The following is a 15252-nucleotide window of genomic DNA, read 5'->3' as shown; positions in this document are numbered from 1 at the left end:
GGTGGACAGGCGGGACGAGCGGCGGACAGGAAGAAAGAGGAGATGACGCAACCATCCTTCCCTTCGCCGGCATGACCCGGATCAGGTTCAAAGGGTTACCGCGTGATGCGGAATCTCAGCCGTCAGGCTCCCCCAGGAATGCGCACAGCGTAGGACCGCCTCCGATGGCTGTCAATTGGCGCTTTGGCCGCAGCGACGGGGCGTCAGACGGTGGGCGAGGTGCGCAGGCTGTGCCAGCCATCGTAAAGCCAGTTTGCCGCTCGGCTTGGATCGATGTCAGCCATCGCCAGATAGCCATGACAGCAGGCCTCGCGGCTCGCTCGCACAATGGTCGAGGCGTCGGTGGCGTCCATCACCAGGGTGCGTCGGTGCCCGCCGCCGCCGCGCAGGAAGGGGGCCGCGGGAGCGCGCTGGAACTCGACGCCTGCCGGCAGGGGCGCTGTCGAGTGATGCGTGTCGGGGTGGTCTGGGGCGCACAGGATGACCTCGAAGCCGAGCCGTTGTCCCTGGCGCGCCAGGTCGGCGTTGACCGGGGAGTGGCCGGTCAGCACCAGACGCAAGGCCGGCTGGATCAGCACCTCGACGACGTCGTCGCCGATCTGGACCAACGGACTGGTTGGCGTGGGTCGCTGCAGGTTCATGGACGTACTGCCCAGGCTGACGCGGCGAATCAGCGATGGCTGGCCGGCGAGCGTTGCATGGATGACCTCCAGGTGCACCAGGGTCTCGCTGCTCGGTGACAGGCGCTCGACCAGGCAGGGGGTGCCATCGTTGGCGTTGTTGTCGATATTGACCAGGCAGGCGCCGCCGTCCCGCGCCTGGGTCAGCAAGATGGGCTGTCCGGCGTACCTGGGGCCATCGGCATCGCTGGTGACGCTCAGGTGGGGGCAGGCGGGAGCAGGGGTGTCCAGGCGCGTGCACAGCCAGCTGGTATCCCCGCGATTGGCCAGCGTCAGGGCGTGTTCGATGGCGACAAGATCCTGGTGGTTCATGGGCAGCTCCCGCGGCGGTGTCGGCGACGCCAGCATAACGTGGAAGCGGGCAAGCGAAATAATCCGGCATCTATAAGCATCTTTTCATAGGCTAGAGAAGACGGTATGCGAGCCGCCAGGGTATTGACCTGCTGCCGGTCCAGGGCAGGGCTTACGCAAGGAGATGTCCTCATGGAGCGTTTTGCCTGGGTGGAAGAGGCATTGGTGTCGTCCGGAACGGTGCTGGTACGCCTGACGCCGGAGTTGCAGGTGCACGACGTGGTCGGTGATGCCGTGCGCGTGCTGGGCGAGCCTGGAGAGGTCTGGATCGGGCGGGGGCTGGCAGAGCTGCCTGGCGAGGCCGCGGCAGTAGCTGAAGCCTGGGTCTCCCGGGGTGCTGCTCATGCTGCCAAGCCTTCGATGCCGCTGGAATTGGGCGATGGCAGCTGCTGTCGCCTGGCCGATGGTGGGCTGGTGCTGCGACTGTCGGCTCGGCAGAAGGCAAGCCGCGGTGTCATCGCGCGGATGGCCGACCACCTGCCGGTGATGGTGGCCTACGTCGACCGCGACTTCTGCTTCCGTTTCAACAATCGTGCCTACCTCGACTTCATCGGCCTGCCTGCCGAGGCGCTGATGGGGCAGCCGGTGTCTTCGGTGCTGGATGCAGACTCCTACGCCAAGATCCGGCCACGTTTCGATCTGGCGCTGGCGGGGCAGGAGGTCAGCTACGAGGATTCCCTGGTGCTCCAGGATGGTCGCCAGATCTACTTCAAGGTCCACTATCTGCCGGACCTGGTGGAAGATGAGGTGATGGGCTTCTACGCCATCATCCAGGACGTCTCCGAGTATCGCTCGATGATCCAGTTGTTACGGGATGTCCATACCGGGGTAAATCGCACCGATATCGGAGTATCAGAGATCGTCGACATGCTGCTGCGTGACGCCTTGAGCTACCTGAGGCTGGATATCGCGCTTGTCAGTCAGGTCGAGGGGGAGCGTTACACGGTTCGCTGGGCGGCCTCGGATAATGCGCCAGTCGCCTCCGGCGACAGCTTTGCACTCGGTGACACCTACTGTCGGCTGACCCTCGACGCCGATGACGTCTTCCATACCCACCGCGCCGGGCAGGACGAGCGAGTCAAGGGCCACCCCTGCTACGAGAACTTTCAGCTGGAGACCTATATCGGTGCACCGCTGCGGATCCAGGGCAAGGTCTGGGGAACCCTGAACTTCTCCAGTCCGTCGGCGCGGCGGCACGCCTTCAGCGAGGTCGACATCGAGTTGGTCCGACTACTGGTCGGGGCCGTCGAACGTGTCATTTCCAACGAGATGGAGGTCGATCGTATACGCCTCGAACGTGATCAACTGGAAGATCAGGCGATGACCGATGCCTTGACCGGACTCCCCAACCGAAGCCAGCTGGATCGCCACGTCACCCGCCTGATCGAGGAATGCGACAGTGGCGGGATGGTGTTCTCGCTGGCCGCGGTCGATATCGACTTCTTCAAGCAGGTCAATGATGGTTTCGGTCATTCGGCCGGTGACCAGGTGCTCACCTGGCTGGCGCAAACAGTAGCCAACTGCCTGCGTGATGGCGATCTGGTGGCGCGCACCGGCGGCGAGGAATTCGTGGTGGTCATGCGGCGCACCGCCTTGCCCGAGGCGATCAAGGCGGCCGAGCGGGTGCGTCGTGCGGTGGAAGGGGGGGAAATCACCCTGTCGGATGGACAGACGATTCGCATCACCATCAGCATCGGCGTCAGTCAGTATCGCAAGGGGGAGGGGTTTGCACCGCTGTTCGAGCGCGCCGACCGGCGCCTGTACAGCGCCAAGCGTAGTGGTCGCAACCGCATTGCCAGCCTGGATGAATAGTGCCCAGGTGTCGCCAGGTGCAGCGTTGTCATCGCTGGCGTAGGACTTTGCTCGTGCTTTCGGTCTAGTCTGAAAGGCCCAGTGTGGGTGGTTGGGTAATCTCAGGTGGCTGGGCTGAGGTGACAGCGGCTGGCAGGCCCTGGTATCACCTTCCCGTCACGGGATTTTCACCACACCCTCGGCCCCGAAGAGTGCCTCCTGCCTAGGCGTAGTTCCTGAACTTTTCAGGTTTCAATGTGTTACCCGATTCCCTTCGGTGGCGGAATGCGATGGCGGGTATGAACTTTCTCATCTTTTGCGATGTAGTTTCCTACTGCGTCGATACTGCGTTGATCATGTTGCCTGCAAAAGAGTAGATAGGAGCTGTGTTCCTACAAAAGATGTGGGTAATATCGTACATCCGTTGTTAATAAAATATTACAAAGCAGTTGCGTAATGCCGGTGTTTGTCCCACCGGTGCGCAGGGGAAAAATCATCATGCATCTCAACAAGCTTGCGTTCGGCCTGGCGTTGGGCGGGTGGGCGTGCCTGCTTGCTCCGTCCGTGCTGGCAGAAAGTCTGCTGGAACTTCACGAGCTCGCGGTGGACAGCGATCCTCAGTTTCAGGCCGACTTTTATGGTAAGCAGGCCACCGATGAGCGTTACTATCAGGCGCGCTCAGCGCTGCTGCCGCAGATCAATGTCAATGTCGAGCGCAGCGAGATCTCCCAGGACATCGTCAGTACCGACAACGAGGTCTACGGCAGCGGCAGCACGTCCTACCCGACCACCGTCTACGGTGTCTCGCTCGAGCAGTCGATCTATGACTATTCCCGCTGGGCAGCCTTTGGCCAGGCCAAGCTGGAGATCCAGCAGGCCGCGTCCGAGCTCGAGGTCTCGCGCCAGGATCTCTACCTGCGGGTGGCCGAACGCTACTTTGCGGTACTCGCCCTGTCGGAAAACCTGAGTTTCCTGCAGGCCGAAAAGAAGCAGGTCCAGACCAATCTCGAGCAGGTCAGGGCGCGTTTCGAGGACGGTTTGATTCGCGAGATCGATCTGCTCGACGCCCAGGCGCGTTTTCTGCAGGTCGAGGCGCGCGAGCTGGACGTGGCCAACCGTCTGCGCGATGCCCTCAATGCCCTGGCCGAGGTCAGCGGCGTGCGTCCGGTGGAGCTTAGCCTGGTCGATGAGGACCTGACCCTGGCAAGCCCGGAACCGTCGTCAGTCGAGGCCTGGATCGAGCTGGCGATGCAGCGCAATCCTCGTCTGTCAGCCGCACGGCTGGCGGTGGAAGTGGCCAATCAGCAGGTCAAGGTGAGTCGCGGTGGGCACTATCCGACCCTCGATCTGAGTCTCGACTACGACAACGACGAGACCGAGGGCTCATTGTTCGGCGGCGGCAGCGAGGTCGAGACCCAGACCATTCGGGTCGGCCTCGATGTGCCGGTCTACAGCGGTGGGCGAGTGTCGTCGGAGGTGCGCGAAGGGACCCGTCTGATCGAGGCAGGGCAGGCTCGACTCGAACAGGTGCGGCGTGAACTCGACCGCGAGATACGTGCGGCCTTCGAGGGTATCGTCACCGCCATGTCCCGGGTCAGGGCTCTCAGCGAGTCCTTGACCGCCAACCAGCGCATCGTCGAATACCGCCAGGTGGCCTATGAATCCGGAGTCATGCCGGTGCTCGAACTGCTCGACGCCGAGCGCGATCTGTTCTTCGCCCGCAGCGAACTTGCCAGTGCGCGCTACGACTACCTGATCAGCGTGCTGCGGCTGAAGCATGCCGCCGGCGTCATCAATGGCGAAGACCTGGCGGAGATCGACGCCCATATGAATGACCGGATGGACCTCCTTGCCTTCCAGCACTGAACCCCGGCCCTTCGCCGAGCGTCAGGCGTTGATCGAGTCCTGGCTCGATAGCCTCGCGCGTCCCTACAGTGCCGAGCGCTCGGTCAAGTGCGCTCCCGCCCGCTGGGCTCCTCAGCGCAGGCTCTACAGTGTGCCGCTCGAGGGCGTTGACGCCGACGATCTTGCGGTGCGCCTCGAGGGGTTGCTGGAGTCGCTGGCGCTGGCGCCTGGCGACCGGAGGGCCTTTGTCGCCGGACTGTCGACGCAGACGATGGCGCACTATCTGCATCTCGGGCTGGAGGCCGCGACCACCAAGGTGTACTGGGAAGCGCCGCTGCCGGACAAGGCCCTGCCGGGGCGTCGCTTCCCGCTGTACCAGGCGTGGAAGTGGCGCCCTGGCGTCGACGCCAGTGTCTCCGACTATGTCCTGCTCGAGAGCGCCGAGGCGGTGCGCCATGCAATGGCGAGCACGCTTGCGGCGATGCCCCCGCTCGTCGGCGACGTGATCGAACAGCTCGAGGTCAGCCACGCGCTGGCACGAAAGCCCTGGCCACCGTTGACCGTGAGGATCGAGGAACGGCGCCAGGGTCGCGATACCGGCCGCGATTCCCTCAATCTGCATCTACATCCGGCCGAGATACGTCTGGGCGAACTGGCGGGCCTTTTGTTGTCGCTGGCTCGCGAGTGGCGCTGTACGTCGCGCGCACAGGCGATCGAGTGGATTGCCGCCCACGGCGACAAGCCGCTGAGCAACCTTTCTCTGGGGTTCGATGCGAAAGGCGAACCCTTCGTGACCTTCTACCACGGGGTGACTCTGGTCTCCCCGACTTCCACCGGCGCGCTGGCCGCGCAACGACGCTGACGTCCAGGCCCAGGGACGACACTCAAGTACTAGAGGACTCTTTCATGGCGACTCAACTTCTTATCTATCGCAACGTTCAGCCGATCACCCGCGACAAGCATGGCGAGCTGTCGCTCAAGGTCGGCAAGGACTTCGGCTTTGCCAGCGGGGTGAACTCGGTGCCGCTGATGGCGGCCGAATTTCCGACCGCCGCCACCGACCTGCCGATCGTCTTCACCCAGGCCGACGACGGGGTGCTGCCGGTCGCCGTGCTGGGACTCGAGCAGGACCAGAATCTGCTGGTGGACCGTGAAGGCCAGTGGCGCGGTGAGTACGTGCCGGCCTTCTTCCGCCGCTATCCCTTCGTGTTTGCCTCCGCCGACAACGACAAGACCTTCACCCTGTGCATCGATGATGACTACGAAGGGCTCAATCGTGACGGTCGCGGCGAGCGCTTCTTCGACGCCGACGGTGAGCAGACCCAGTACCTGGGCAAGGTGCTGGACTTCCTTCAGGACTATCAGGCGCACTTCCAGCGCACCCACGCCTTCTGCGCCCGTCTGGTCGAGCTCGACCTGCTCGAGTCGGTCGAGGCCCAGATTCGCTTGCCGGAAGGTGGTCAGCGCACCCTGACCGGCTTCCAGGCGGTCAACCGTCAGAAGCTCAAGGCGCTGCCTGAGGACAGCCTCAAGGCGCTGCTGGACAGTGACGAACTGGAGCTGCTCTACGTCCACCTGCAGTCGCTGCGCAATCTCAATCGACTGAGCCGTCAGGCGCAGGGTGGTTCGCGGCTGGGTGCTCTGGCCAAGGGCGACCCCGCCGAGGAGGCGGTCGCGTCCGACGCCGAACAGGACACTCCCGTTCACTGATCGACCGAGATCAGGGGGCGTATCGTCGCCGCGATGCGCCTCTTGACGTTTTTCGCCACCGGAGTCCCCCCATGAGTCGCCACCAGCGCAAGCCTCTGTCCGAATTGATCGCTCGTCTTCTCCGCCAGCCCAGGCGTGCTCGTCGTGCCCAGGCAGAGCCGTCCCGGTTCGTGTTCGAGGGACTCGAGCCACGCATGCTGATGTCGGCGGACCCGCTGACCGCCAGCGTGGCCGGTGGTGCCGAGATGACGTTGCGGGTGGTCGAGGAGAACCAGCAGCAGGTGCTGCAGGTGGTCGAACTCGACGAGCAAGGCGTCAGTCAGGTGGTGGCCTCACGCGGTCTCGATGAGGCCAAGGCCAGTGGCGGCGTGGTCATCCAGGGCAGCGACGCCCAGGACATCCTGCGCGTGGACCAGAGCCTGCTGGGCAAGGCGGATGGGTTGCTGGTGAGCTTCCAGGGCGGCGACGGCGACGACGTTCTGGCACTCGAGCATAGCCAGGGGCTGACCATCACCTTCGCGGGGGGCGAGGGCGATGATCGCATCGAGGGCATCCAGGGCAACACCGAGTGGCAGGTGAGCGCCGATGGGGCGGGCAGCGTGGACTGGTCGAGCACCACCACGGCGGCGCGCAACGATAGCTGGCTCAGTTTCACGGGCATCGAGACGGTGAACGCCGCCTCCTATCGCCAGGGCGACGACGGCGTGCTGTCAGCCACGGACGATGCCGCCCAGCACCGGCTCTCGAGCAGCCAGGACGGGGCGCGTTGGTCGCTTTACGACGAGGGCAGTCTGGGGCTTGGCAATATCGCGTTCAACGGCATCGACCGACTCGACGGTCGGGCCGGCCAGATCCTCGACTTCAGCGACTTCTCCACCTCGGTAGAGGTCGATCTGGGGACCGGCAAGGCCACCGGCTTCGTCGGTATCGACGGCTTCAATCACGTTATCGGTACCGGCGGCGACGACCGCCTGATCGGTGATGTCACCTCGCAGGTCGACACTATCCTCGACGGGGGTAATGGCAACAACCTGATCGTCGGGGGCGGCGGCGACGATACCCTGAAAGCCGGCGCCGGTCGCAGTACCCTGGTGTCGGTGAGCGGCAGCGATCGCTTCGAACAGAGCGAGCTGGGCAGTGAGTTCACCCCCGAGGAGGCCGAGCTGACCTATGTGGTGCAGCGCGCATCCGGGGACATCTCCCTGACCAGCGCTGGCGCCACCGCCACGATCACCACCGGCGACGGCAGCCTGAGCTTCCAGCGCCAGCCCGTGGAACTGGTGCTGTCCGCCGCGGGGACCGGCCAGACGCTGAATGCCAGCGGCTACTCGCTTTCCGGCGTGACCTTCCAGAGCCTGGATGGCGCCAGCAATAGCCAACTTGTCGGCAGCGCGCAGGACGACCGATTCGTGCTCAGCGCCGGGGGCGGCAGTGTCCAGGCCGGTGGCGGCAACGACCGCATCGAGGCCAGCGCCGACGCCGACATGACCCTGACCGATACCGCGCTGAGCGTGACCGGCTGGACCAACTGGGTATTGGGCGACGTCGAACTCGCCACCCTGGTGGGCGGTGCTTCTGCCAATGTGCTGGACGCCTCTGCGTTCAGCGGTTCGGTTCAGCTGGAAGGCGTCGCCGGTGACAACACCCTCAAGGCCGGCGCCGGCGACGCGGTACTCCTGGGCGGCAGTGGCAACGACATCCTGGTCGGGGGTGTCGGTGACGACGTGCTGTTCGGCAATCGCGGCAGCAACAGCCTCGATGGTGGCAGCGGCAGCGACTCGGTGCTGGGCAGTACTTCCCACAGCTTACGTCTGTTCGGCGGCAGCGGCAGCGCCACCCTGGTGCGCGGTGACGTCGCCGAGGAGCGCGAGCTGGTGTGGTCGCGCAGCGCCGGTGAGACGGTGGTCTTCCACTTCGCCGGCGAGCAGACAGACGCGCTGGCCTGGGACGCCGACGCCCTGGCGGTACAGCAGGCGCTCGAGGCACTGTCTGCGGTGGGCGAAGGCAACCTGCAGGTGGCCCGCGAGCTGTTCGAATCCGCTGGTGAGCAGCAGGTACGCTGGCGCGTCAGCTTTATCGGCGACTTCATGGCCGTGGCCGACGACGGTGCCTTCGCCAAGGCGTTGGTCGGCAGTGGTCTGGCGTTGGGAGCTTCCGGGGCCAGCGCCACGGTGACCTCGACCCAGGTGCGCGCTCGGGAAGCGGGGCGTGACAGCCTGGTCGGCATCGAGCACGGCATGCTGCGTGCCGAGTTTGGCGACACCGTGCTCGACGCCAGCGGCTTTGGCGGCAGTGTCTATCTCCAGGGGGGCAGCGGCAACGACCTGATGATCGGTGGCGAGGCCACGACCCAGTTCGTGGCGGTAGCCGGGGATAACGTCATTCGTGCCGGGTCTGGGCAGAACGAGATCCGCGGCGGCGTCGGCCAGGATCGTCTGGAAATCGTCCTGGCCGATGGCCAGAACGCCATCAACGTAAGTGGGGACAGCTTCAGCATCGACGGCGGGACCGCTTCGAGCTATCGCGATATCGAGGCGCTGACGCTGGTCGGCAACGCCGGCGCCAACACCCTCGATGCCAGTGGCTGGCACGGGGTCGGCGAACAGACCCGGGTCACTGCGCTGATGGCCGCTGGCGGCGCCTCCAACGCCAAGATCGAGACCTTCCTCTCGGCGCTGGGCGATGCGATTCCCGGTGCAGAAGACTTCGCCAGCCAGGCGGAGTACGAGTCCTATCTGGCGCGTTACGTCACCGGTAGCGAACTCGAGAACTCCGGCGCGCACCTGAGCTTCACCCTGCAGAATGGCGAGACGCGGGTGCTCAATGTGGCCGACGCCCGCACCCTAGGCGACCTGCTGGTGCTGCTGGACAACGTCGAAGGTCTGACCGCGAGCTTCGATGGTGCCAGCGGGCGCCTTGTGGTCACCGACACCACCACGGGAAGCGCGAGCTTCGCCGTCAGCGCCGACGCCACCGCGAAGATCCTGACCGATGCACTCGGCATGGGCGTCAGTGCCGACAAATGGCAGAGCACCGCCTTGAGCGGGACCGGCGTGGTGCTGGACGCCAGTGCCGGCGGCAGCGATGCCCTGATCGGTAGCCGTGGCGATGACCGTATCGTCGTCGTGTCCGGCGCCGCCAGTGTCGCCGGCGGCGCCGGCACCGACAGCCTGCTGGCGGCGGCGGGCGACTCCATGACGCTGACCGATACCGGTCTGGTCGTTGGTTCGGCCACAACCACGCTGTCCGGGATCGAGGCGGCGCGCCTGAGCCTGACCGGAGGCGCCGACAAGACCCTGACGGCCACTGCCTTTACCGGCGCTTTGGCCATCGATATCGCCGAGGCGGCGACCGACACCATCGTGAACGCCAAGCCTGGCGATCAGGTCGAGGTGGAACTGGCGGCGGGGAGCCTCGCCCGGCTCGACGACGTGACCGTCAGAGAGGGCGCCAGCCTGGTGGGCTACTGGGATGGCGACGCCTCCCTGTCCAACGTGACCAGAACGTTCTCCAGCAGTGTCGAGCTGCGTGCCGACGGGGCCTTGACCCTGGACAACGTCGATCTGAGCATGAGTGATCCGACGCAGGGACACGATCTGTCGATCCTGGCGCGTGAGCTGACGATCGGTGGCGATAGTGTGATCGATGCCGGTAGCGGCGAGTTGCACCTTGGCGCGCAGTTGTTTCAACCCCTGCTGGCGCCTGCCAATGGCCTGGTCGACGTGGGCCTGTTCGACCTGTCGGTGGATATCGACAAGGCCACGCTCAAGGGCGGGGACGTAACCATCGATGCGCGTCTGGTGGATCCCGATCGCGACTGGTTCAACCTGCGCACCGGCGTGGCCTTCCTCGACCAGGGCATCGATACGGCGCTGGACTTCCTTCAGGGGCTGTCGCTGTTTGGCAGTGTCTCGGTGATGGTGGCCGAGGTCGCCATCGATATCGGCTCTGACGCGGTCATCACCGCCACTAGCGGGGACATCACCGTAGCCTCCGAGCTCGACATCAGTACCGAGGTGGGCGCCAGCAAGGCCTGGGGCCTGGGTGTGTCGGTCAGCACCCTGATCACCCGCTCAAGTGTGCACGTCCACGGTACCCTGAGCGCCGCCAATGACATCAACCTGAGCAGCAGTGTCAGCACCGCCCAGAGCGTCTCTGCTGAACCGGATGGCCTCAAGGGCGTGGCCGGCGCGGTAGCGGTCAGCGTGCTGGTCAGCGATTCCCGGGTGATGGTGTGGGAAGACGCCAGCCTGAGTGCAGGCAATGATCTGGTGGTCGCGGCGACCAGCGTGGAGGAAAACGAAACCTCCGCCAGTTCCGCCCCTGACAAGGGCAAGGTCGGCATCGCCCTGGCGATCAACGTCGAGACCAGCAACACCGAGGCGCAACTGGCCGGTGACGTCAGTGTGGGCGGCGATCTGACGCTGAGCGCCGAGACCTCCCAGGGCGAAGGCCATGGCGGTACCAGCGCCAGCGCCGGTACCGCCCCCGGTGGTGGCCCCGATAGCCTTGTCGACGGGGCCACGGCCAGCGCCGAGGACCTGTCGCCGACATCGGTGATCGGCAACTTTCAGGAGGCGCTCAGCGGCGTCATCGGTGACAAGATCAAGGAAGGCATCGCCGACCGCGGGCCTGCCTCCATCGGCGAGCACTTCAAGGAATCCCAGGGCCAGCAGAAGAACGCCCTGGACGTGGCCGCCGCCCTGGCGGTCTCGGTGGACATCAATCGTGCCGAGGCCCGCCTTGGCACCAACGTGACGCGACTGGGCGCCATCGCCTCCCAGCGCAGCGACATCGAGGTGGCCGGCGCGGTCAGTGTCAGCGCCACCAGCGCCCACCGCCCGGCGGTCAGTGCAGAGGGTTCGGCTACCGGCGTCGACCCCAACAAGAAGGAAAAGGAAGAGAGCTTCACCGACAAGGTGCTGGGCAACACCCTGATCGGCAAGCTGCGAGACGCCGCGGCGGAGTCCGAGGTCCAGGGCACCGACAGCGCCAAGGATCAGAAGGAAGACAGCCAGGTAGCCGATGTCGGTGTCGCCGGCGGCTTCGTCTTTGCGCTGCAGAACAACCACGCCGATGCGGTGGTCGAGGGCCTGGTGGACCTGGACGCCGGCGATGCCATCAGCGTCACCGCCGAGAGCCTCAACAGCGTCGATATGGATAGCCTGTGGGGGCGTCACCTGTATGTGGCGGGCAAGGCCCTGGGTGAACTCGATGGCACCTACGACCATGCAAGCGCGGAAGGTACGGCAGACCTGGCCAACGGCGACAAGGTGCTGGTGGCCGATGACCACCAGCGCGGGGGCGAGGCCGGCTTGATCTATCAGTTCGAGGGGGCCGACGTCAGCGGTGTGGATCTCGCCAGTGAAGACTTCAGCGACGACAGCCGCTGGACTGCCCTGAGCTCGCCGTTGCAGACCCGTATCGAGGAATTCGTCGAGGCGCTCAACGCCTTTACTACCGGCAATCTGGGGATCAGCGGCAGCTTCGACAGCTGGACCGTGGCCACCGCCGAGGGGGGCAAGCTCGCCATCGCCGGTGCCGCCAACGTCTTCCTGGTCAATCAGGATAGCGAGGCCCGCATCCGCGAGGGTGCCCGGATCAATCTGGGGGGCGCCACCGATGTGGCCAGCGTCACACCCAGCGACGAGCAGCAGGTCGAGGTCATCGCTCGCAGCGACAACCACCTGCTGTCGCTGGTCGGCAATCTCAGCCTGCCGACCTTTGCCGGCGCCGACGAGGCCAGCGCCGAGGCCTGGCGTGACGCCTTCAAGAGCGATATCGATACCATCAAGTCCGGGTTCGCCGGCATCCAGTCCGACGGCAGCGCCATCGGTGCTTCCATCGGCGTGCATCTGCTCGGCGCGGATACTCGTGCGGTCATCGAGACCGGTGTGGCGCTGGTCGCCAGCAGTCTGGACGTGCGCGCCGACAGCGACACCCTGCTGATCGGGGCGGCGGTGTCCGGTGGCAAGGCCGACAAGGTCGCCTTCAACGCCACCTCAGTGGCCAATATCGTCGACAACACCACCCTGGCGCAGATTCAGGACGGGGTATCGCTGAACATTGGTGCCGTCTCGGTGGACGGGGCCAGTGGGCCGGCGCTCAGGGTCGGCGCCAACGACGACACCTACGCCTTTGGTATCGGCGGCAGCGTCGCCTCCGGCAAAAGCGCTGGCGTCGGTGTGTCGGCGGTGGTCTCGGTGATGGAGCGCGACACCCGAGCGGTGATCGGTGGTGTGACCACGCCAGCCAGCGCCAACGGCAACATCACCGTAGGAGGTGATCTGCTGGTCGAGGCCAATAACGGCGGGGTGGTAGCCAACCTCGCCCTGGCCGGAGCCAAGGCGGGCAGCGGCGGTACCAGCGGGCTGGATTCGGCCGGTGACGCCAGCGGCTCGGGCGCTGGTGGTGGTTCGGCTGGGGGCAGCGCCACCAAGGACGACCCCAACAAGTGGCCCAACAACCAGAGCAACTATGACAGCGTGCTCAAGGAGTTGAGTGGCAAGCTCGGCGGTGCCGCCAAGGCGTCTTCCGGCGGCAGCGGCGGCACGTCTTCCACCTCGTCCGGCGGTGACCAGAAGGGTAGCTTCGGCCTCGGTGTCTCGGGTTCGGTGGTGGTGAATATCGCCGACTATCGTACCGAAGCCCTGATCCAGGGGATCGAGACGCTGAAGATCACCGGCAAGACGTCGGTGGCCGCCAAGGACAGCAGTCATCTTGGCATGCTGGCCGGTGGCGCGGCGCTGTCGCTGGGCAGCAGTGGCACCCAGGTGGCGGTGGCCGGGGCCGCCGCCCTGGCCTTCGACAGCGGCATCACCCGGGCGCGGATCGATCGCGTCACCTCCTTTGATACGGGCGGTCTGGCACTCAGCGCGGCGCGTGAGGGCTGGACGGTGGTCGCTGCCGCCGGTGTCGCCGTCGCTTCGGGCGCCAAGGGCTTTGGTGTGGCCGGGGCGGCCAGTGTGCTGACCTCCGCGCGCACCGTCGATGCGGGGCTTTTGAACATCCAGTCCGGTGATCTCGGGGACGTCAGCGTGGTGGCGCGTGACGCCGCCAACGCGGTACTGATCGCCGGCGCGGTGGCTGGCGCCGGCAAGGCCGGCGTCGGCGGGGCGGCGGCCTTCGCCGATATCAGCCACGACGTCGACGCCCACGTTGAAGCACTGGGCAGTGCCAGCGAGTCGCTGGTGATCGGCAGACTCTCGGTTCAGGCGCTCAGCGATACCCTGATCATTAGCCTGGCCGGTTCGGCCGGCATCGGTACCGGGCCCAAGGGGGTTGGCCTTGCGGGGACCGCCGCGGTCAACCTGATCGACAATGCCACCCAGGCGCGTGTGGTCGACAGTTTTCTGGACAAGGGCAGTGACGCCCTTGCGCCGGCGCCGAAAGTGGAGATCAACGCCGAGGACAACAGCAGCGTCTGGACGCTGGCCGGCGCCGTCGGTGTCGGTGGCACCGCCGGCTTTGGTGCCGGGGTGTCGGTCAACAGTCTGTCCAATGAAACGCTGGCCCTGATCAGTGGCGGTGCCATCGCCAACGCCGGCGCGGTGTCGGTGGTAGCGGCCAACACCGGTCTGGTGCGATCGCTGACCCTGGGGGTCGGCGCCAGCACCAAGTTCGCCGGGTCAGGCAGCGTCTCGGTCAACCAGATCGCCAATACCCTGCGCAGCTCAATCAGCAACGCCAACGTCTCGACGGTCGGCCAGGTGCTGGTGGCCACCCGCGATCGCGCTGAGCTTGTGGCGATCAGCGGCGCAGGAGCCGGTGCCGGCAAGGTGGCCCTGGCCGGCAGCGTCTCGGTCAACCTGATCGACAACGACAGCCAGGCGCTGATCCAGAACGCCAGCGTTTCGGCCGGCGGCGATGTGGTGGTGGACGCCGAGGCCAGCAGCCTGGTGGTGTCGGTCGCTCTTGGCGGTGCCGGGGCCGGCAAGGTGGGCCTCGCCGGTGCCGTCAGCGTTAACCTGATCAAGGGCAAGGTGGAGGCGCTGATCGACGGTGGGCGCGTCGAAAGCAGTACCGGTGATATTCGCATCCAGGCCACCGACAGTGCCCAGGTGGTAGTCGTGGCCATCGGCGCCGCGGGCGCCGGCACCGTGGCCGGTGGGGTCAGCAGCGGCACCGTTCAGGTCGACAACGCCATTGTGGCCCGGGTGACGGGGGCCACCTTGATCGCCGGTGGTGACGTAGCCGTCTGGGCGGGCCTGGCCGAGCGCAGCGGTCGCGCCGCGCTGGAATTGTCGGCACTGGGACTTGAGGTGGACCCGGCGACCCAGGGCACCGAGACCAATCCGAGCACGGGATCATCGGATATTGCCGCCCGGGACATGTCCAACATGGACTGGACCGCCGGGGTGATCAACCTGACCATCGCCGGTGCGGGCGCCGGCAGCGTGGCCGGCTCCGCTGCGGTGGGGCTCAACTGGCTGCGCTCCAGCGTGCTGGCCGAAGTCTCGGGGGGCGCCAGTATCACCGCCGCTGATAGTGTCAGCGTGCTGGCCCAGGACAAGAAGGGCCTGGTCAACTTCTCCTTCGGCGCCGCCGGTGCCGGCAATGCGGCGGGGGGCGCGGCGATCGCCTTCAACTATCTGGGAGGCGACCCCAGCGATCCCTCGCGCACCGTCGACAACTCCAGCGACCAGAACGTAGACGCCAGCGAAGACGCCTTCATCCTCCAGGGCGAGCGCAGCGACCACGGCTACAGCGTGGGCCAGATCGCCGCCTTGATCGATGCCTCCAGTGTGACCGCCACCAGTGGCGACGTGCTGGTGGACGCCCGTTCCGAAGCCAGCATGCTCAATATTACCGCCGGCGGTGCGGGCGCCGGGGCGGTGGCCCTGGCCGGCTCCATCGGCATCAACTTCATGCAGAA

General features: G+C 65.8%; 6 protein-coding genes and 1 riboswitch (1 of these 7 only partly in view). Of the genes, 5 read left to right on the top strand and 1 reads right to left on the bottom strand.

Annotated elements, in window-relative coordinates; all coding sequences use genetic code 11:
- Positions 1-41 precede the first annotated feature (41 nt).
- Positions 42-144: riboswitch (TPP riboswitch) on the bottom strand.
- Positions 145-203: 59 nt separating this feature from the next.
- Positions 204-992: a hypothetical protein gene (locus KUV74_RS00050; protein WP_222515322.1), complete on the bottom strand. Its 789-nt coding sequence runs from the start codon at positions 990-992 to the stop codon at positions 204-206.
- A 171-nt stretch (positions 993-1163) separates the two neighbouring features.
- Here KUV74_RS00050 and KUV74_RS00045 point away from each other — a divergent pair, with 171 nt between their 5' ends.
- From KUV74_RS00045 to KUV74_RS00025, 5 genes are all read left to right on the top strand, one after another.
- Entirely contained in the window at positions 1164-2843 is a 1680-nt protein-coding gene (locus tag KUV74_RS00045) for a diguanylate cyclase (RefSeq protein WP_222515321.1), read from the top strand.
- A 477-nt stretch (positions 2844-3320) separates the two neighbouring features.
- Positions 3321-4688 (top strand): TolC family outer membrane protein, encoded by a 1368-nt coding sequence (locus KUV74_RS00040; RefSeq protein WP_222515320.1) that lies wholly within the window; start codon positions 3321-3323, stop codon positions 4686-4688.
- Positions 4672-5529 carry a hypothetical protein gene (locus KUV74_RS00035; protein WP_222515319.1) on the top strand — a complete coding sequence of 286 codons (858 nt, stop codon included), beginning with the start codon at positions 4672-4674 and terminating at the stop codon, positions 5527-5529. Before KUV74_RS00040 ends, KUV74_RS00035 begins: the two co-directional genes overlap by 17 nt.
- A gap of 44 nt (positions 5530-5573) precedes the next feature.
- A complete protein-coding gene (locus KUV74_RS00030; protein ID WP_222515318.1) occupies positions 5574-6377 on the top strand; it encodes a SapC family protein in 804 nt (267 codons plus the stop codon).
- Between the two features lie 71 nt (positions 6378-6448).
- A protein-coding gene (locus KUV74_RS00025; RefSeq protein ID WP_222515317.1) for an LEPR-XLL domain-containing protein crosses the window boundary here: on the top strand, positions 6449-15252 show its beginning. Its footprint extends 19813 nt past the window's final position; only the first 8804 of its 28617 coding nucleotides appear in the window; its start codon is at positions 6449-6451; its stop codon lies off the right edge, out of view.

It is taken from the genome of Halomonas sp. DP1Y21-3 (assembly GCF_019801245.1).
GTDB classification, from domain to species: domain Bacteria; phylum Pseudomonadota; class Gammaproteobacteria; order Pseudomonadales; family Halomonadaceae; genus Halomonas; species Halomonas litopenaei.
The sequence above is the reverse complement of the archived record's forward strand: the minus strand, read 5'-3'. Positions and strand labels throughout refer to the sequence as shown.